The sequence below is a fragment of the Variovorax nitratireducens genome (assembly GCF_051216545.1).
GTDB lineage: Bacteria > Pseudomonadota > Gammaproteobacteria > Burkholderiales > Burkholderiaceae_C > Variovorax.
In genome coordinates this window covers 120,643-138,764 of sequence record NZ_JBPJZO010000010.1, presented here as the reverse complement: position 1 = coordinate 138,764, position 18,122 = coordinate 120,643, and the positions used below count along the sequence as shown (strand labels likewise).

The 18,122-nt window shown below is 67.5% G+C and carries 17 protein-coding genes; 6 read left to right on the top strand and 11 right to left on the bottom strand.

Annotation, left to right across the window (positions count from 1 at the left end; genetic code table 11):
- Positions 1-30: 30 nt before the first annotated feature.
- A complete protein-coding gene (locus ACSFA8_RS21230; protein WP_435481454.1) occupies positions 31-2,601 on the bottom strand; it encodes an FtsX-like permease family protein in 2,571 nt (856 codons plus the stop codon).
- A gap of 123 nt (positions 2,602-2,724) precedes the next feature.
- Positions 2,725-3,696, bottom strand: a complete 972-nt coding sequence (locus ACSFA8_RS21225; protein WP_435481453.1) for a helix-turn-helix transcriptional regulator — start codon at positions 3,694-3,696, stop codon at positions 2,725-2,727.
- 319 nt (positions 3,697-4,015) lie between these two features.
- Between ACSFA8_RS21225 and ACSFA8_RS21220 the strand changes: the two genes are divergently transcribed.
- Together ACSFA8_RS21220 and ACSFA8_RS21215 are read left to right on the top strand one after the other, a co-directional pair.
- Complete coding sequence (locus tag ACSFA8_RS21220; RefSeq protein ID WP_435481452.1) at positions 4,016-4,981, top strand: threo-3-hydroxy-L-aspartate ammonia-lyase; 966 nt, start codon at positions 4,016-4,018, stop codon at positions 4,979-4,981.
- A gap of 5 nt (positions 4,982-4,986) precedes the next feature.
- Positions 4,987-5,610 (top strand): flavin reductase family protein, encoded by a 624-nt coding sequence (locus ACSFA8_RS21215; RefSeq protein ID WP_435481511.1) that lies wholly within the window; start codon positions 4,987-4,989, stop codon positions 5,608-5,610.
- 17 nt (positions 5,611-5,627) lie between these two features.
- On the opposite strand, the gene ACSFA8_RS21210 is transcribed toward ACSFA8_RS21215, so the two are convergent.
- The 5 genes from ACSFA8_RS21210 to mutL form a co-directional block, all read right to left on the bottom strand.
- Positions 5,628-6,065 carry a hypothetical protein gene (locus tag ACSFA8_RS21210; protein WP_435481451.1) on the bottom strand — a complete coding sequence of 146 codons (438 nt, stop codon included), beginning with the start codon at positions 6,063-6,065 and terminating at the stop codon, positions 5,628-5,630.
- 191 nt (positions 6,066-6,256) lie between these two features.
- Positions 6,257-6,904 (bottom strand): ABC transporter ATP-binding protein, encoded by a 648-nt coding sequence (locus tag ACSFA8_RS21205; RefSeq protein ID WP_435481450.1) that lies wholly within the window; start codon positions 6,902-6,904, stop codon positions 6,257-6,259.
- On the bottom strand, positions 6,901-7,836 hold the full coding sequence (gene miaA, locus ACSFA8_RS21200; protein WP_435481449.1) for a tRNA (adenosine(37)-N6)-dimethylallyltransferase MiaA: 936 nt from the start codon (positions 7,834-7,836) through the stop codon (positions 6,901-6,903). The genes ACSFA8_RS21205 and miaA overlap by 4 nt, the downstream gene beginning before the upstream one ends.
- 128 nt (positions 7,837-7,964) lie before the next feature.
- Positions 7,965-8,879 (bottom strand): alpha/beta hydrolase, encoded by a 915-nt coding sequence (locus ACSFA8_RS21195; protein WP_435481448.1) that lies wholly within the window; start codon positions 8,877-8,879, stop codon positions 7,965-7,967.
- 116 nt (positions 8,880-8,995) lie between these two features.
- Positions 8,996-10,810: a DNA mismatch repair endonuclease MutL gene (gene mutL, locus ACSFA8_RS21190; RefSeq protein WP_435481447.1), complete on the bottom strand. Its 1,815-nt coding sequence runs from the start codon at positions 10,808-10,810 to the stop codon at positions 8,996-8,998.
- Positions 10,811-10,889: 79 nt separating this feature from the next.
- On the opposite strand from mutL, the gene ACSFA8_RS21185 reads away from it, so the two are divergent.
- A complete protein-coding gene (locus ACSFA8_RS21185) occupies positions 10,890-11,549 on the top strand; it encodes a DedA family protein (RefSeq protein WP_435481446.1) in 660 nt (219 codons plus the stop codon).
- Between the two features lie 122 nt (positions 11,550-11,671).
- Complete coding sequence (locus ACSFA8_RS21180) at positions 11,672-11,860, top strand: hypothetical protein (RefSeq protein WP_435481445.1); 189 nt, start codon at positions 11,672-11,674, stop codon at positions 11,858-11,860.
- An 82-nt stretch (positions 11,861-11,942) separates the two neighbouring features.
- Here the strand turns inward: ACSFA8_RS21180 and ACSFA8_RS21175 are convergent, their stop codons facing one another.
- The 3 genes from ACSFA8_RS21175 to tsaE all read right to left on the bottom strand — a co-directional run bounded on the left by ACSFA8_RS21175 (position 11,943) and on the right by tsaE (position 14,387).
- The gene (locus ACSFA8_RS21175; RefSeq protein ID WP_435481444.1) at positions 11,943-12,251 is read right to left on the bottom strand and encodes a glycine zipper domain-containing protein; all 309 of its coding nucleotides are present in this window, start codon (positions 12,249-12,251) and stop codon (positions 11,943-11,945) included.
- Positions 12,252-12,372: 121 nt separating this feature from the next.
- Positions 12,373-13,890, bottom strand: coding sequence for an N-acetylmuramoyl-L-alanine amidase (locus ACSFA8_RS21170; protein ID WP_435481443.1), 1,518 nt, complete (start codon positions 13,888-13,890; stop codon positions 12,373-12,375).
- The gene (tsaE, locus tag ACSFA8_RS21165; protein WP_286547166.1) at positions 13,887-14,387 is read right to left on the bottom strand and encodes a tRNA (adenosine(37)-N6)-threonylcarbamoyltransferase complex ATPase subunit type 1 TsaE; all 501 of its coding nucleotides are present in this window, start codon (positions 14,385-14,387) and stop codon (positions 13,887-13,889) included. Before tsaE ends, ACSFA8_RS21170 begins: the two co-directional genes overlap by 4 nt.
- Between tsaE and queG the strand changes: the two genes are divergently transcribed.
- Positions 14,373-15,455 (top strand): tRNA epoxyqueuosine(34) reductase QueG, encoded by a 1,083-nt coding sequence (gene queG / locus ACSFA8_RS21160; protein WP_435481442.1) that lies wholly within the window; start codon positions 14,373-14,375, stop codon positions 15,453-15,455. The two genes, tsaE and queG, sit on opposite strands and share 15 nt — an antisense overlap.
- Before the next feature lie 648 nt (positions 15,456-16,103).
- Here the strand turns inward: queG and ACSFA8_RS21155 are convergent.
- A complete protein-coding gene (locus tag ACSFA8_RS21155) occupies positions 16,104-17,021 on the bottom strand; it encodes an AEC family transporter (RefSeq protein WP_435481441.1) in 918 nt (305 codons plus the stop codon).
- A 104-nt stretch (positions 17,022-17,125) separates the two neighbouring features.
- On the opposite strand from ACSFA8_RS21155, the gene ACSFA8_RS21150 reads away from it, so the two are divergent.
- Entirely contained in the window at positions 17,126-18,109 is a 984-nt protein-coding gene (locus ACSFA8_RS21150) for a tripartite tricarboxylate transporter substrate binding protein BugE (protein ID WP_435481510.1), read from the top strand.
- Positions 18,110-18,122 lie beyond the last annotated feature (13 nt).

Here is an 18,122-nt window from a genome sequence, read left to right as displayed (position 1 = left end):
ACCCGAACGCCTACTGAGCGAGAGCAGCGCTCACCAATCTTCCTTGACCGCCATCACGGCATCGCGCCCGGCGGCCGCGCGCCCCGCCAGCCAGGCCGTGATGGTCCCGGCCGCAACCACTGCGGCGCACAGCGCGAGCAGGCGCCCCCAGGGCACCAGCATGTCCATCGTCCAGTGAAAGCTCTGCGGGTTGACCACCTTCACCAGCACCACCGATACGGCGAGTCCGAGTGCCAGCCCGGCGAAGGCACCGATCACCGTCCACGCCGCGCCTTCGCCGGCCACCACCGCCAGCACCTGGCGCCGCGTGAAGCCCAGGTGCGCGAGCAGGCCGAACTCCTTGCGCCGCGCCAGCACCTGCGCGCTGAAGCTCGCGGCCACGCCGAACAGGCCGATCGCGATGGCCACGGCCTGCAGCCAGTAGGTGACGGCAAAGCTGCGGTCGAAGATGCGCAACGAGGTGGCGCGCAACTGGCCGACCGATGCGAACTCGACAGCGCCGCCGGCCGGCTGCTGCTGCGCGATCAGCGCGCGGATGGCCTGCTGCACCTGTGCTTCGGTTGCGCCGGCTGCGAGCCAGAGCGACACGTCGTTGACGCTGCGGTCGCCGGTCAGCCGTTCGAAATCGCGCGCGTCGAGCACGATGGAGCCGAACTGCCGCACGTAGTCGCGCCAGACGCCGGCAACAAAAAAGACGGTGGGCTGCGTCATGCCCGCCGCTGGGGTGCCGAACGCTTTGGAGAGGGGCGCGAACACCGTGCCCGGCCTTGCGCCGTACAGGTCGACCATCGCCTCGCTCACGTAGATGCCGATCTGCCCTGCAGGCACCGGCAGCGCATCGCCCATCAACGGCAGCGACTGCGACGCTTCCCCATCGAAGCTGCGCGCCAGCAGCATCACCGGCGGCTGTGTCGACATTAGCGACACCGGCCGTGCGCGCACCGTGCCGACGCGCGCCACGCCGGGCACCTGCGCGATGGCCTGCACCAGGGCGGGTGCGAAGGCCCCGGTGTCGCTGGGCCCGCTGGATGCGCCGACGTTGGCCGCGCGCAGGTAGAGGTCGGCCGGTAGCACGACGTCGAGCCAGCGCGTCACCGAGTCGCGAAAACTCGCGACCATCACGGTGAGCGCCACCGCCAGGCTCAGGCTCGCCACCACCCCGCTCACGGCCACGGCGGCAGTGCCGCGCATGCGCCGCGCGCGCTCCACGGCCAGGAGCGGCAGCAGGCGCCGCGCCACCCTCGGTGCCAGCCGGTCGTAGACAAGCGCGATCAAACCCGGCAGCCCGGTGATGCCACCCACCAGCAGCAGTCCCACCGAAAGGTAGGCCGCGATCGGCATGCCGAAAACGGCCGGAGCAGCAGCCAGCAGGGTGCCGAAAGCGATCAACAGGATCGCGATCCAGTGCCGTCCCGATGCGGCCGGTGCAGCGCCCAGCCCCTTAAGCGTCTGGGCCTCGGGCAAGGCCTGCGCCGCGCGCGCCGGATACCAGCCACCGACCATCGCAGCGAGCATGCCGAGCGTGCCGTAGACCACTGCGGCCGTGGTGCTCCATTGCAGCGACGGCGCCGCACCGGCGAAGTAGCCGCCTCCCAGATCCCCGCCCAGCACGCGCAGCGCAAACGCGGCCAGTGCAGTGCCGAGTGCGATCCCCGCGAGGCTGCCGACCAGGCCGAGCACCAGCGACTCCACCAGTACCAGCCGCAGCCGCTGCTTCGGCGTGAGCCCCAACACGCCGAGCAACGCGAACTGTTGTGCGCGCTTGGTCACGCTGAGCGCCAGCACCGAGAACACGAGGAATGCGCCGGTGAACAGCGCCACCAGTGCCAGCACGGTGAGATTGACGCGGTAGGCGCGCGACAGGTTGCTCACGCGCTGTGCCGCATCGCCGGGCTCGGCGATCTGAACCGCTGCCGGCCAGCCGGGCGACTGCTGCAGCGACTGCACGAACGCGCCGCGATCGGTGCCGGCGGTGAGCCGCAGGTCAATGCGCGTGAGCCGACCGCCGCGCTGGAACAGATCCTGCGCGGCGCCGATGTCCATCACCGCCAGAGCGGCGCCGCCGGCCGCCACGCTGCCGGCGATCTGCACGCGGTGTTGCGTCGCGCCGTCCTTGAGTTCGATCGTGGCCACATCGCCCAGCGCGGTGCGCGCAGCGGCATTGAGGAACACCCGGCCCGGCGCGAACAGCGCGAAGCGCGGCGCGCCCGCCGCCGGCCGCGGCATCAGTGCCGGCGCAATCGCCGGCAGCGCGAGGGCGTCGACGCCGATCACGCGGATCGGCAGCGGCGCCGCCAGGGCCGGCGCCAACGCGAGCGTGTTGATTTCGACCACGGGGCTGGCGAGCGCCACGCGCGGATCACGTACCACGCGCGCGAACAGCGCCTCGTCGAAGCTGCCCTGCGAGGCGCGCAGTTCAAGATCAGGCTGGCCGTTGACCGAGCGCACCGCGCTTGAGAACTCGTCGAGCGCAGAGGCGTTGATCAGGTGCACCGAAAAAGCCAGCGCCACGCCCAGCATCACCGCCACCACGGCCGCCGCATTGCGCCATGGGTGATGGCGCAGCTCCTGCCAGGAGAAGGTGGAGAGCAGGGCGCGCATGGCCCGATTGTGCCGGGCGCCTCAGGCTGCTGCAGCCGCCATGCGCGCCAGGTGCGCACGCACCTGCGGCTGCGCCGCGAGGCCGATCGCGCGCTGGTGCGACAGGATCGACAGCAGTCGCGCTCAGTCTGCCAGCCGCAGCTCTTCGATCAGCCCCGCGATATTGCTGACGGCGAGCTTCTCGTAGATCGCCCGGATGTGGTTGCGCACGGTGGCCGGCGAGCGGTCGAGGATCCGCGCGATCTCCTTGTAGGTGTCGCCCTTTGAGACAAGTTGCGCGATGGTGTGTTCGCGCGGTGTGAGCCCGTCGGCGCGGCAGCGGGGCCGTGACTTGAGAAACAGCAGACCTTGTTCGATGCGGTGCGTCACGACCACGGAGCCGCCGCGAAAGCATTCGTGTCCGTGCAGAAGGTGCTGCAGCAGCGTGGGCGGCAGCGTGCCGCCCGACCAGTCGTCCCATTCGACTTGCAGCATCGCCTCGAAGTCCGGGTCGGCGTGGTAAATCACGCCGCGCGGGTCGGCAATGGCGCTGCCGCGTGGGGGCGCTCCGGCATCCGCGGGGTTCAGCAGCTCCAGGTGCACCTTCCGGTTGATGGCCAGCGCCTCCATGACGTGCGGGGCCAACTGTTCGAGCCGCGCGATTTCTTCGGCGGTGTAGATGGCGTTTCGGTCGGCCCGATAGAGCAGGATCCAGTGCGCGAACTTCGTGCGCGGGTCGTTGACGACGGTGGCGAGCATATTCTCGATCTCGAAGCGCCGCATGACATCGCGAATCTCGCGTTGCCCAGGCGCGGGAAACCACGTCTCGAGATGGTTGAAGCCACGCGTCGCCTTCGGCTGGGCAAACAGCGGAGCCACGGCGGTGTCCTGGTGCTTCACCGGCTCATAGGCCACCAGCATCTCGGGCGACTTGTTGTGCAGGTGCACCGTGTGGATGTCGACGCCGTCGGCCGTGCCCGTCGCGGTTCCCCACAGGGAGGAGTCGAAAGGCAGCACCGGCTTGACGAGGTCGAGTGCTGCATCCTGAAACTTGGAAATCGGCAGATCCTGTGCCATGCGATAGAGCCGCAAGAGCAGGTGGCTGAACTCGGTCAAGGCTGGATTGTTCATTCTGTGCGGTTGATCACGAGTTGGTTCGGGTTGCGCGCCACAGATGGTGCATATGCACTATGTGTGCCGCCGGAAGGGCGTTCGAAACTCGGCTCTGAAACATTTTGTAGTCATTGTCCATGAGCCGCCGAACCATCACTTGCCACTCTTTCATGGGAGCACTGCTCCACTACGCCCTTGTCTTGGCAGCGGTTGCAGCCGCCGCGCACTGGATATTCGTGATGGAAGGCGCGGCGCCATGAGGCTGTAGGGCCGGGGCGCGCCGGGCGATAAAGTGGAGGGCGTCCCACTCGCTCCACCCGACATGCTCCAGCTCCCAACCTACGACGATGTTGTCGCCGCCGCCGTGCGGCTCGAAGGCCATGCCCATCGCACACCTGTTCTGCGTTCGGCCACGGCCGATGCGCGGCAGGGTGCTCAGTTCTTCTTCAAGTGCGAGAACTTCCAGCGCATGGGCGCCTTCAAGTTCCGTGGCGCGTTCAACGCGTTGTCGAAGTTCGATGCCGGCCAGCGCAAGGCCGGCGCCATCGCCTTCTCGTCGGGCAACCACGCGCAGGCTGTGGCGCTGTCGGCGCGGCTGCTCGGCATGCCGGCCCTGATCGTGATGCCGCTCGACGCGCCCGCGGCCAAGCTCGCAGCCACGCGCGGCTACGGTGCCGAAGTGGTGATGTACGACCGCTTCTCCGAAGACCGCGAGGCGCTCACACAGCGGCTTGCCGGCGAGCGCGGCATGACGCTGATTCCGCCCTACGACCATCCGGACGTGATTGCTGGGCAGGGCACGGCAGCAAAGGAACTGATCGAGGAGGCCGGCCCGCTCGACGCGCTCTATGTGTGCCTGGGCGGCGGCGGCCTCACGAGCGGCAGTGCACTGGCCGCGCGGGCGCTGGTGCCGCACTGCGCGGTGTACGGCGTTGAGCCCGAAGCCGGCAACGATGGCCAGCAGTCATTGCGAAAGGGCGAGATCGTGCACATCGAGACCCCGAAAACCATCGCCGACGGTGCCCAGACGCAGCACCTCGGCCACTACACCTTCGGCATCATCCGGCGCGACATCACCGACATCCTGACAGTCAGCGATGCACAGCTGGTCGATGCGATGCGCTTCTTCGCCGAGCGCATGAAGATGGTGGTCGAGCCGACCGGCTGCCTGGCGTTTGCCGCGGCCCGTGCGGCAGGCGATGCGATCCGGGGAGCCCGCGTCGGCGTCATCGTGAGCGGCGGCAACGTCGACCTGGCTCGCTACGCGGCGCTGCTGGGCGAGGCATGAACGAGATGCTGCAAGCCGACATGCATTTCTACGAACCGCGGCTGGGCCATGGCCTGCCGCACGACCCGTTCAACGCCATCGTCGGCCCGCGTCCGATCGGCTGGATCTCGTCGCGCAGCGCCGATGGCGGCGTGAACCTCGCGCCCTACAGCTTCTTCAACGGCTTCAACTACACGCCGCCGATCGTCGGTTTCGCGAGCATCGGCTACAAGGACACGGTGCGCAACGTGCAGCAGACGCGCGAATTCGTGTGGAACCTCGCCACCCGCCCGCTGGCCGAGCAGATGAACGCGAGTTGTGCGGCGGTGCCGCCCGAGGTCAACGAGTTCGAATTGTCCGGTTTGACCCAGGCACCCTCGCGGCTGGTCGCGCCGCCGCGCGTGGCCGAAAGCCCGGTGGCGTTCGAATGCCGGCTCACGCAGTCGTTTCAATTGCAGAGCGCCGATGGCACGCCGGTCGACACGTGGATGGTGCTCGGCGAAGTGGTGGCGGTGCACATCGACCGCGCATTGCTGAAAGACGGCGTTTATGACACCGCTGCCGCGCGGCCGATCCTGCGCGGCGGCGGGCCGGCGGATTATTTCGAGATCGGGCCGGAACAGCGGTTCCGGATGTGGCGCCCACGCTGAGTGGGGCCGGGCACCAATCAGTGCGCCTGTGCGACCGGCCGGGCCGCTGTTGCCGTGGCTGCTGCCGCAGCGGGCAGCTCGCCGCCGACCTGCGGCATGCGCAGGTAGTCGGCCAAGTGCAGTTCGTCGGGCACGGTGTCGACGATCTGTTCCATGTAGGCGGGGTAGTTGGCGGTGCGCTGGTGCAACGCGCTGGTGGCACGGCCGAGGTGGTGGCGAATCAGTTCGCAGCGCGCGCGCAGCATCTTGATCACGCGCTGTTCGGCTTCCAGCAGTGCCAGCCGCGCCATGAACCAGTTTTTGAATTCCGGCGCGGTCGGCCACGATTGCGGCGGCTGCAGCGCCCAGAAATCCTTGCTGCGGCGCGGCAGCATTTCGTAGGCAGCCTTGTCCGCCAGATACGCCTGTTCAAGGGCGTCTGTTACTTCGCGGTATTCCTCACGCAAGCTGGGCATATAGATTTCCTGCTGTCTAGGCCCAAGTATGAATGTCACAAGGCGTTTCCGCGCGACTATGGGATAACTTTTGAAAATATTTCTTGACTTTTTCGGACGACCGTAATTCGTTCGACTTACTTTTGCGTCCCGCCCATGGCTGGGGCGTCTGCTGCGGGTCATGGCGACCGGCATCGGTGCCAAAAAAATGGTCAGGGCGCGATGCCTTCGGCACTCAAATGCAGCACCCGGTCGGCCCTGGCTGCGGCCGCCTCGGAATGCGTCACCAGCACCAGCGATGTGTTGTGCTCGCGCACCTGCGCGGCCAGCACATCCATCACGCGTGCGGCAGTGGTCGGGTCGAGGTTGCCGGTGGGTTCATCGGCCAGCAGCAGGCCGGGTCGATGCACCAGCGCCCGCGCGATCGCCACGCGCTGCAACTGGCCGCCTGACAATTGTTGGGGCAGCCGCCCGCCGAGCCCCTCGAGGCCCACGATGGCCAGCATGCGCTGCACGCGCGCCTCGTCGTGCTGGCCCAGCAGCATCAAGGGCAGCGCCACGTTCTGCGCCACGTCGAGGTGCGGCAGCACATGGAAGGCCTGGAACACGAAGCCCACATGGCGCCGGCGCCAGAGCGCGCGAGCCTCGTCGTCCAGCGTGCCGAGGTCGATGCCGTCGTGCCGCACCGTGCCGACATCCCAACTGTCGAGGCCGGCCATGCAGTTGAGCAGCGTCGATTTGCCGACTCCCGACTCGCCGACGATCGCGACGAACTCGCCCGCCGCGACTTCGAGCGACACGTGTTCGAACACGGCGGCCTCGCCGTAGTGCTTGCCAAGGTTGCGAAGTTGAAGACTCATTCGATGCCCAGCGCGGCCTGCACGAGTTGCGCGACCGCATCGGGTGCGTCGGCCGCGATCACGCGGCGAGCCGGCATGCTGCGCAGCCAGGTGATCTGGCGCTTGGCCAGCTGGCGCGTGGCCGCAATGCCGCGCTCGCGCAGTTCGGCCATCGAACCATGGCCCTCCAGAAACTCCAGTGCCTGGCGGTAGCCGACGCAGCGCCTCGAGGGCATGTCGGGTTGCAGGTCGCCACGCGCCCGCAGCGCGCGCACCTCGTCGAGGAAACCGGCTGCGAGCATCGCGTCGAAGCGTTGCGCGATGCGCGAGTGCAACCACGCGCGATCCGTGGGCTCGAGGGAAAGAATGGCTGCACCGCCTGCCGAACGGGCGTCGGTTGCAATCGATCTTGCCGCGTGAAAGTGCGAGATCGGCTGGCCGCTCGCATGCCACACCTCGAGCGCACGCTGGATGCGCTGGCTGTCATTGGGCGCGAGCCGGGCCGCGGTCACGGGGTCGACCTCGGCCAGCCTGGCGTGCATTGCCGGCCAGCCGTGCGCGGCGCCTTCGGCATCGAGCCGCGCGCGCACGGTGGGGTCGGCCGCGGGCATCGGGTCGATGCCGTCGATCAACGCCTTGAAGTACAGCATGGTGCCGCCCACCAGCAGCGGTAGCCGGCCGCGCGCGCGGATCTCGCCGATCAGCCGCGTCGCATCGGTCACGAAGGCGGCGGCGTTGTAGCTCTCGCGCGGGTCCCGGATGTCGATCAGGTGGTGCGGCACTTCGGACAGCTCGGCCGCGCTCGGCTTGGCAGTGCCGATGTCCATGCCGCGATAGACCAACGCCGAATCGACGCTGACGATTTCGACCGGACGCACGCGTGCCAGGGCCAGTGCAGCCGCCGTCTTGCCGCAGGCGGTCGGGCCTGCAATGCCGAGCCAGGAGGCGTTCACGGCTGGGCGCAGACGTCGCCGAAGCGTGCGCGGCGCAGGGAGGGGGCGGCCGGTGCGGCAGTGGAGAGCATCCACGCGAGCGTAACAAAGGCGGCGCGTAGGCGGGCAGCGCCCGTCGGCGCCAGGGTTCAGCCCGCGGGGAGGCGTGTGCGCAAGAGGCGCTGGCGGGCCGTAAGGGTTGGCGGGTCGAGGGCCGGTGGCTTCAGGCGGAAGAACTGCTCCAGTGCGGCCTTGTACTGCAGCTCGCCCACCGTGTTGGTGCTGTGGTGCGAGCCACCCTTCACCAGCACGAACAGCTTGGGCACGGTGGCCGCGTCGTAGAGCTTGCGGCCGAGCTCGGGCCGGATCAGGTTGTCGAGCGCACCATGCACCACCAGCAGCGGCGCGCCGATGTCCTTGACCTTGTTCAGCGACTCGAAGCGCTGTGTGATGAACGGGCCGAACGGCAACCAGCCCCATTTGAAACTGCTGACCACGTCGGAGATGGAGGTGAAAGTGCCTTCGACGATGGTGCCGCTTTCGTCCTTCACATGGGCTGCGAGGTCGATGCCGATGGCGCCGCCGAGCGAATGTCCGAAGATGTAACGGCGTTGCTCGGGGTGCCGCGCGGCGAGCCATTTCCAGGCCGCCCGGGCGTCTTCGCGGGCCGATTCCTCGGACGGCAGTTCCTTGGTGCTCTTGCCGAAACCGCGGTAATCGACCGCCAGCACCGAGAAACCGAGCTCGTGCATGCGCCGGATGCGGGGGGCCGAGCCGGCCACGTTGTAGCGTGCGCCGTGCAGGTAGAGCAGCACGGGGGTGTCGGCCGATTCCGGGGCGCCGCCGAGCCAGAGGCCGTGCAGGCGGGCCCGTTCGCCGGTCAGGGAGGACTTGAAGTCGATCCAGACGTCTTCCATCCCGGCCGTCTGGTCGGCGCTGTTGCCCCAGCTCATGTCGCTCGGCTGGAAAATCCACTCGCGCTGACGCTCATCGAGGGTGGAGCAACCTCCCGCGAGCAAAGCGAGGGCAGCGGTGGCCGAAGCGAACAGGGACCAACGTTTCATGGGTGCCAGAAAGAGAGCAGGCTGGCTCGGAAGTTCCTGCGGCCAGCCAGCAAAAGCCGCAAACGAAGCCATGCAACGCCCGTGCCTGACCTTTCGCTGACAAGGGTTTCCCGGTGTTACCGGCCGCGCAGGAACAAGGTGTCGAGGTCGCGGATCGACACTTGCCGCCAGGTCGGACGGCCGTGGTTGCACTGGTCGGAGCGCTCGGTGGCCTCCATCTGGCGCAACAGGGCATTCATTTCGTCGAGCGTGAGCCGGCGATTGGCGCGCACGGCGCCGTGGCAGGCCATGGTCGACAGCAGTTCGTTCTGGGCGCGCTGCACCACTGTGCTGGCGTCGTGCTGGGCCAGTTCGGCCAGCACGCTGCGCGCCAGCTCGACCGGGTCGTTGTCCGCCAGCGTGCCGGGCACCGCGCGCACCGCCAAGGTGCGCGGCGAAAACGGCGTGATTTCCAGCCCCAATGTGGACAGCACTGCGGCGCATGCCTCCGCCGTGGCCACTTCCTGTGGCGTGGCAGCGAAGGTGGCCGGAATCAGCAAGGGCTGGCTGGTGATGGCCGCGCCGTCGAGCTGGGTCTTGAGCCGTTCGTAGACGATGCGCTCGTGCGCCGCATGCATGTCGACGATCACCAGCCCCTGGTTGTTCTCGGCCAGCACGTAGATGCCCTGCAGCTGGGCGATGGCGCGGCCAAGCGGCCAGGCGTCGTCATGGGTGGGCAATGGCGCAGGCGCCGCTGGCTGAAGCGCCACCGGCGCAGCCCCGTCGACACGGCGTTCCGGCCACATCGCGGCCGCATCGCCCAGGCCGCGCTCCGATGCGAAATGGATGGCGGGCTGTGCCCACGGCATGGGCAATGCAGTCGTATCCGGCTTGACGAAGGGCGTGGCAGCAGGGGTGACCGCGTCGCCGGCGCGCGGCGCGGCCAGCGCGTTCTCGATTGCATGGCGCACGGCCTGGTGTATCTCGCGTCCATCGCGAAAGCGGACTTCGATCTTGGTCGGGTGCACGTTGACGTCCACCCGCGCCGGGTCGATTTCCAGGTACAGCGCGTAAACCGGCTGGCGGTGCCCGTGCAGCACGTCTTCGTAGGCGCTGCGCACTGCATGAGCCAGCACCTTGTCGCGCACGAAGCGGCCATTGACGTAGAAAAACTGCTGGTCGGCGCGCGACCGGGCGGCATCGGGAATGCCGGCGCGCCCGAGCACGCGCACAGCGCCGCCCTGGTGTTCGATCGCCACGCTCTGCGCCACGAACTCGTCGCCCAGCACGTCGGCCAGCCGCTGCAGCCGCACGTCGGCGCCAGCGGCGGCACGCCACTGCTCGACCAGTCTGCCTTCGTGCCAGATCGCAAAGCCCACGTCGGGCCGCGCGAGCGCATGGCGGCGCACCGCTTCGACGCAGTGCGCGAGTTCGGTCGCATCGGTTTTCAGGAACTTGCGGCGCGCTGGCGTCGCGTAGAACAGCTCGCGCACTTCGAGCGTGCTGCCGACGGCGCGCGCCACCGGGCGCAGTTCGCCGGTGCGGCCGTCGAGCGCCCAGGCCGCCTCGGCACCGGCTGCGCGCGAAAGCAGCGACAGGTCGGCAATCGCATTGATGGCGGCCAGGGCCTCGCCGCGAAAGCCCATCGTGCCGACCGTCTCGAGTTCGCCGAGGCTCGCGATCTTGCTGGTGGCATGGCGGCGCAGGGCCACCGTGAGCTCGTCGCGCGGAATGCCCTGGCCGTCGTCTTCCACCGAAATCAGCCGCACGCCACCGGCCGAGAGCCGCACCGTGATCTCGCGCGCGCCGGCATCGAGCGCGTTGTCGAGCAGTTCGCGCACCACCGAGGCCGGCCGCTCGACCACTTCGCCGGCCGCGATCTGGCTGATCAGGTCGTCGGGCAGTTCGCGGATCGGGCGGCGCGCGGAGGCGAGGGGCAGGGGGGCGTTCACGGCGCGATTTTAGGAGCGGCCGGGCAGCGGGCACGCCGCCGGGCGATCGGCGTCGTGCGGGCAAGGATAATCGGCGCCCATGGAACTCATCAGCTTTCTCTTCGACTTCATCCTGCATGTCGACAAACACCTCGAAGCCTTCGTGACCGCCTATGGCCCCTGGGTGTATGCGCTGCTGTTCCTTATCGTGTTCGTCGAAACCGGTGTGGTGGTGATGCCATTCCTGCCGGGCGACTCGCTGCTCTTCATCGTCGGTGCTTTGTGCGGCGTGGGACTGATGAGTTTTCCGATTGCGTGCGCGGTGCTGATCGCCGCGGCGATTCTCGGGGACCAGTGCAACTTCAGCATCGGCCGCTACATCGGGCCCAAGGTGTTCCAGTGGGAGAACTCGCGCTTCTTCAACCGCAAGGCATTCGACCAGGCTCACGCGTTCTACGAGCGGTACGGCGGCGTCACGGTGATTCTTGCGCGCTTCATGCCGTTCATTCGCACCTTTGCGCCGTTCGTGGCGGGCGTGGCCGACATGAGCCGGCCCAGGTTCACTGCATACAACGTGATCGGCGCACTGATCTGGGTGCTGGGCATCGCGACCGCCGGCTATTTCTTCGGCAATCTGCCTTTTGTACGTGAGCACCTGGACAAGATCATCTGGGCGCTGATCATCGTGCCGGGGCTGATCGCGCTGTTCGGCGCCTGGCGCGCGGGGCGGGCCGAGCGCAGCGCGGGAGCGTCATCCTGAATCCCGAATCGTGCATCCGTGTGCGCTGATCGCACTTGAATCGGTGACTTACTGCCGCGGACGCGACTTCCTATGCCGTGCGGCCAGTTGCGCGCCGGCTTCCATTGCGTAGCATTAACACCATGCAATCACCCCATACCGACAGCGCCGAATACGCCGATCTGCTTGAGCACGTCGGCTCTGCCATTCGCCTACCCCAGCCGGTGCCGGAAGACGACCATCCGGCCAACCACGGGTGGTCGACGCGCGCTATGGCGATGACGCAAACCTTTCTGGTCATGGCTGCTGCGGCGGCGCGGCCCTCTGCCTGAGCTGCAAGCGTTCTCTTCCATAGAAAAAGGCGTGTCAATGACACGCCTTTTTTTTGTAGGAGCCGGAACGGCTCCCGAAAGCTCAATAACGCGGGCCGTTGTTCGGGTAGTAACCGTTGTTCGGGTAGTAACCGCTGTTCGGGTAGTAGCCGCGGCGACTGTTTTCATAGTTGCGTTGGTCGGCGCTCCGACCGACTTCGTTGCCGATCAGCCCGCCGATGGCAGCGCCACCCACCGTCGCTGCGGTGTTGCCGCCAATGGCATTGCCGACCAGTGCACCGCCCACCGCGCCGGCGCCGATACCGAGTTGTTGATTCGGGCCAGCTGCGCAGCCTGCCAGCGCAATGACCGATGTAGCGGCGGCTGTCGTGATCCAGAGACGTGTCTTCATGGGATCCACCTTTCGTTTTGAATGGATGTAACCATGATGCGAAGGCGGTGGCGCGCGCTTGTAGGCATTTGCCGCGGGTCGCTGCGCGACACGGCGCGGGCCGTTTGCGGGCTGGTGGGGCCTACAGCTGTCGGCTGCGTGCCAGCGGCGGATTCTGCGCAAAGTAGCGATGAATGCCGCGCATCAGCGCATCGGCGAGATTGTCCTGGTAGCTGGTGCTGCGCAGGTTGGCTTCTTCCTCAGGATTGCTGATGAATGCGGTTTCGACCAGCACGCTCGGAATGTCGGGCGCCTTCAGCACTGCGAAGCCGGCCTGCTCGACCTGGGCCTTATGGAGCCGTCCGACGCTGCGAATCTCGCCGAGCATCGCGCTGCCGAGCTTCAGGCTGTCATTGATCTGCGCCGTGGTGCTCATGTCGAGCAGCGCACGCTGGACCTGCACCTCGTGGCTGCCCACATTGATGCCGCCGACCTTGTCGGCTTCGTTTTCCTTGTTGGCCAGCCAGCGTGCGGCGCTGCTCGAGGCGCCGCCCTGGCTCAGAGCAAACACGCTGGCACCACGCGCGGCCGGCGTGGTGAACGCGTCGGCATGAATGCTCACGAACAGGTCGGCCTGCACGCGGCGCGCCTTCTGCACGCGCACGCCCAGCGGCACGAAGAAGTCGGCGTCGCGCGTGAGAAAGGCACGCATCGGGCTGCCGCCGATGCTGCTTGCGTTGATGCGATCGCGCAGCTTGTACGCCACCTGCAGCACGATGTCTTTTTCGCGCGTGCCGGCGGGGCCGATGGCGCCCGGGTCTTCACCGCCGTGGCCGGGGTCGAGCGCCACGATGATGAGGCGGTCGGTGCGGCTGGCGGTGGCCACGCTCGGGGCCGCGGGCGTGGCCGGCGGTGCCTGCGGCCGCATCGGCGTGTTGCCCACGACAGGGGGTAGCGCCGGTGGCGCGATCAGCGTCGGCGATGGGTTGTTGCGGCCCGGCGCTGCGCTGGGCGGGGGGAGTGCGGGGCCGGGCCGTATCGACTGCTGCGCCATCAAATCGCCGAGCGGATCGACCGCGGACGGCGCCGCACGTGTTGCGTTCTGGGCCTCGCCGGGGCGCGACAGCTCGCGCGGTGCAATGCCGGCGACCCCGGTGTCGGCATTGCCTTTCGCGGTGGAGGCGGGTGCATCGCGCAGGCGCTCGGCGATGAGCGCTTCCATCGGATCGACCGCCTGCTGCGGATACAGGTCGAGCACCAGCCGGTGCCGATAAGCCGCAACCGGCGCCAGCGAGAACACTTGCGGCACCACGGCCTGCTTCAGGTCGAACACGATGCGAACCACGTTCGGCGCGTTCTGACCGACGCGCAGGCCATTGATGTATGGGTCGCCGGGCTTGATCTTACCGACCAGCTCGCGCAGCGCGGGGTTGAGTTCGATGCCTTCGATGTCGACCGCGAGCCGGGGCGGACTGCCGACAACAAGCTGCTGCGATTGCAGGCGCCCATCGGATTCGATCGTGACGCGCGTGTAGTCGGCCGCCGGCCAGACGCGCACCGCCACGATGGTGGCGCCACGCGCGATTTCCTGGACGCCGAGAAGCAGTACCAGGCTGCCGGCTTTCAGCAGCCGGCGGCGTGCGGGGTGCTCGAGCCTCATGCGTCGAGCGCGGCCAGCATGAGGCGGCCGCGCGCTGTGTTCGCACGAAGATGAACGGTGCGGGACTGATCGGTCATTGCTTCAATTTTAATAGCAAGGTCGGCAAGTGGAGTGCGGCCCGCAGCGTTATCTGGCCATTCGGCCAGCTTGAGGCCCGGGCCCGCGAAAATGTCACGGAAGCCTGCATCTTCCCATTCCTGCGGATCGCTGAACCGGTAGAAGTCGAAGTGGAAGATCGCCAGGCCGTCGGGCGTCTCATGCGGCTCGACCACGGCGTAGGTCGGGCTTTTGATGCGCCCCGCGATGCCGAGCGCGCGCAGCAGGTGGCGCACGAATGTAGTCTTGCCCGCACCCAGGTCGCCATGCAGTTCGACAAACGCATCGCGCAGCGCGGGCACTTGCGCGAGCGCCCCGGCAAAGGCCGCGGTGTCTTGTTCGCTGTGCCAGACACGAGGCAGGTCTTGCGTTTCTACAATCGGCAGGTGATCGGCAGCCATCCACTCGTCATTCGTATTCAGGCACTGGCCCGGGAACTCGGATTCTCCCAAATCGGCGTGACGGGCATCGATCTGTCGAGCGCCGAGCCGGGCTTGATGGCGTGGCTCGCCCAGGGTTTCCACGGCGAGATGCACTACATGGCCGCGCACGGCGCACGCCGCGCGCGTCCGGCTGAACTGGTGCCGGGCACGGTGAGCGTGATCACCGCGCGCATGAACTACCTGCCGCGCGACACGCCGGACGATTGGCAGGCGGTCGAGTTCGACCGGCTCGCCCGGCCGGGCGAAGCCATCGTGTCGCTCTATGCGCGAGGCAGGGACTATCACAAGGTGCTGCGCTCGCGGCTGCAGAAGCTGGCCGACCGCATCGCCGTGGAAGTGGGGCCGTTCGGCCATCGCGTGTTCACCGATTCGGCCCCGGTGCTCGAGGCGGAACTGGCCTCGCGCAGCGGACAGGGCTGGCGCGGCAAGCACACGCTGGTGCTCGACCGCGATGCGGGCTCGATGTTTTTTCTGGGCGAGATCTATGTCGACATGGCGCTGCCCGCGAGCGAGCCGGTGACGCCGCATTGCGGCAGTTGCAGCGCCTGCATCGACGTGTGCCCGACGCAGGCGATCCTGAGCCCGCACCGGCTCGACGCGCGGCGCTGTATTTCGTACCTGACGATCGAGCATGCGGGGCCGATTCCGGTCGAGTTGCGCGCGCTGATCGGCAATCGCATCTATGGTTGCGACGATTGCCAATTGATCTGCCCCTGGAACAAGTTCGCGCAACGCAGCGCCTTGCCCGATTTCGATCCGCGCGAAGGCCTGACGGGCCGGCATCTGACGGAACTGTTCGCGTGGAGCGAAGAAGAGTTCCTGCGGCTCACGGAAGGCAGTCCGATCCGGCGCATCGGGCATGAGCGGTGGCTGCGGAACGTGGCGGTCGGGCTGGGCAATGCGCTGCGCACGGCGCCGGATGACGTCGGGCTTCTTGCCGCTCTGGATGGGCGACGTTCACATGCCAGTCCATTGGTTCGGGAGCACGTGGAATGGGCGCTGGCACAGGCTTCGCTGCCGGGTTGACAGCTGCTTGCGTCTGACCGTGGGGGCTCTCATGTTCCTGCCCTGTGGTGGGAGCGCCCGGTGAGCGGTACGGGCTGGCCGACCCTGCTGCGCCGGCCGCTTCGCGGCTGCCCTGCGGTGCTCGCGTTTTGCGGGGTCTCGCAGAACTCGCCTGCGGCTCAAACAGCTGCGAGCCCTGATCCGCAAAACGCTGCGCTCCTCGGCGGCGCAGAAGGGATCGGCCAGCCCGTACCGCACACCGGGCTTGGGGGTGGTTCGACGGTCTGGCCTTCTGGATGCAACCCCCAAATGTCCACGTCGGTGGGTGGTATGCGCTGGGGCGGCCGTTGAGGCACCGCCGAGCAGCACAGCGGCAGGCGGATCAGGGCCGCGTGCTGTTTGAGCGAAGCGAGTTCACGCGGACCCCGCCTGACGCGAGCAGCGCAGGGCAGCCCGAAGGGCCGGTGACGTCGGCCGGCCCAGCGCATACCGCCCGCCGACGCAAACGCGAGCATCAGCCGACGCACCCCCGAGCATCAGCCGACGCACCCCCGAGCATCAGCCGACGCACCCCCGAGCATCAGCCGACGCACCCCCGAGCATCAGCCGACGCGCCCCGAACATCAGCTGTCGCGCCCCAGACCATCAGCTATCGCGCATCACAGGGATCTACCTCAACACCCCCAGCGCAAACGGCAAGCTCAGCATCCCAAGCAACGTCGACAAGGTCACCAGCCCCGCCACGAACGGCCCGTTGTAGCCCATGCGCGCGGCCAGCACGTAGGCGCTCGACGCGGTCGGCACCGCCGAGAAGGCCATCAACACAGTCGCCTGCGTGGGCTCCAGCCGCAGCAAACGCACCAGGCCGAATGCCACCAAGGGCAGGATCAGATGCCGGATGGTCAGCACCGCCACAGCGAGCACCTTGCCGCGCGCCAGCGACGCAAACTGCATACCGGCGCCGGCTGCCATGAGGCCAAGCGCGAGCGATGCGGCGCCGATGCGCGTCAGGCTGGGTTCGAGCCAGGGCGGCACGGTGAAGCCGAGCACGTTGGCGAGCAGCCCCGAGGCGGTGGCGATGATGAGCGGGTTGCGCACGAGCTGGCGCACGAAGCCGGACTGCGCATGGCGCGCCATCGGCCAGACGGCGGCGACGTTCAGCAGCGGCACGCAAACACCGATCAGCACGGCGATCAGCAGCAGGCCCTGCGCACCGGCAAGCCGGTCGGCCAGCGCCAGGCATATGAACGAGTTGAAGCGAAACGCAACCTGCGCGCTGGCTGCATGGTCGCTGCGGTCGATGTGCGTGCGCAGCCACGGCAGGTGCGGCAACGCATAGGCCAGCGCAATGCCGCAGAGGCTCATCCCCACGCCGGCGCTGAGCATGCCCGACGTGGCGCCGAAGTCGAGCGGGCTGCGCACGATCGAGTGGAACAGCAGCACCGGAAACAAGAAATAGTAGACCAGGCTTTCGACCTGATCCCACACGCGGCGGTCGAGCGCCGAGTAGCGGCAGAGCAGCCAGCCGCAGGCAATCAGGGAAAAATCGGGGAAGAGCAGTTGCGCATAGTTCACCGCTTCGAGCATAAACCGGGCCTTTCCGTGGGTATTCCAGAGCACGGCGGCGGGGCTCGACCCGCTAGCATGCGGGCTTTTGTTTCTTGACTTACTAAACAAGGAGTTGGCTGATGATGCAACGTCGTCGATGGAGTGCGGTCGCAGGTGCCGCCGCGTTGGTCGCACTGACCGGGGTCGCTGGCTCGAGCTGGGCACAGGGCTATCCCAACAAGCCGATCGAGCTGAGCGTCCCGTTCGCGGCGGGCGGCACGACCGACATCGTGGCGCGCGTGATCGCCGATCCGCTCGGCAAGGTGTTGGGCCAGAGCGTGGTGGTGCTCAACAAGGCGGGTGGCGGCGGCACGGTCGGCGCGGCCGAAACGGCACGCGCCACCCCCGACGGCTACAAGCTCGGCGTCGCGACGGTGTCGACCACGGCGGCCAATCCGGCCATCAACCCGAAGACACCGTACGACCCGCTGACCGACTTCACGCCGATCATCAACATTGCGGCGACGCCCAACGTGATTGCGGTGCACCCGAGCTTTCCGGCCAAGAATTACGCGGAGTTCGTCGCCGAGATCAAGAAGAACCCCGGCAAGTATTCGTTCGCATCGTCCGGCACCGGCGGCATCGGCCACCTGCAGATGGAGCTGTACAAGAGCCTGACCAACACCTTCATCACGCACATCCCGTATCGCGGCGCCGGTCCGGCGCTGGTTGACACGGTGGCCGGCCAGGTGCCCATGATCTTCGACAACTTGCCGTCTGCGTTGCCGTACATCAAGAACGGCCGGTTGGTCGCGATTGTCGTGTCCGCGCCGGCGCGCCTGAAGGATCTGCCGGATGTGCCGACATTCAAGGAATTGGGCCTCGAACCCGTCAACCGGCTGGCCTACTACGGCATCGTCGGCCCCAAGGGCCTGCCCAAGGACGTGGTCACCACTATCAGCAACGGCGTCAAGAAGGCGCTCGAAGATCCGGCTGTCAAGAAGCGGATCGAAGACACCGGCTCGATCATCATCGCCAACACGCCCGAACAGTTTGCCGCGCAGATCAAGGCCGAGTTCGCGGTCTACAAGGATGTGGTTGCCAAGCAGAAGCTCAAGCTGGATTGAGCCCGCCCTTGCG

Coding starts and splice junctions, on each gene's coding strand:
- ACSFA8_RS21230 (WP_435481454.1), bottom strand. CDS start 2,601: ATGCGCGCCCTGCTCTCCACCTTCTCCTGGCAGGAGCTGCGCCATCAC.
- ACSFA8_RS21220 (WP_435481452.1), top strand. CDS start 4,016: ATGCTCCAGCTCCCAACCTACGACGATGTTGTCGCCGCCGCCGTGCGG.
- ACSFA8_RS21215 (WP_435481511.1), top strand. CDS start 4,987: ATGCTGCAAGCCGACATGCATTTCTACGAACCGCGGCTGGGCCATGGC.
- ACSFA8_RS21210 (WP_435481451.1), bottom strand. CDS start 6,065: ATGCCCAGCTTGCGTGAGGAATACCGCGAAGTAACAGACGCCCTTGAA.
- ACSFA8_RS21205 (WP_435481450.1), bottom strand. CDS start 6,904: ATGAGTCTTCAACTTCGCAACCTTGGCAAGCACTACGGCGAGGCCGCC.
- ACSFA8_RS21195 (WP_435481448.1), bottom strand. CDS start 8,879: ATGAAACGTTGGTCCCTGTTCGCTTCGGCCACCGCTGCCCTCGCTTTG.
- ACSFA8_RS21185 (WP_435481446.1), top strand. CDS start 10,890: ATGGAACTCATCAGCTTTCTCTTCGACTTCATCCTGCATGTCGACAAA.
- ACSFA8_RS21180 (WP_435481445.1), top strand. CDS start 11,672: ATGCAATCACCCCATACCGACAGCGCCGAATACGCCGATCTGCTTGAG.
- ACSFA8_RS21175 (WP_435481444.1), bottom strand. CDS start 12,251: ATGAAGACACGTCTCTGGATCACGACAGCCGCCGCTACATCGGTCATT.
- ACSFA8_RS21170 (WP_435481443.1), bottom strand. CDS start 13,890: ATGAGGCTCGAGCACCCCGCACGCCGCCGGCTGCTGAAAGCCGGCAGC.
- tsaE (WP_286547166.1), bottom strand. CDS start 14,387: ATGGCTGCCGATCACCTGCCGATTGTAGAAACGCAAGACCTGCCTCGT.
- ACSFA8_RS21155 (WP_435481441.1), bottom strand. CDS start 17,021: ATGCTCGAAGCGGTGAACTATGCGCAACTGCTCTTCCCCGATTTTTCC.
- ACSFA8_RS21150 (WP_435481510.1), top strand. CDS start 17,126: ATGCAACGTCGTCGATGGAGTGCGGTCGCAGGTGCCGCCGCGTTGGTC.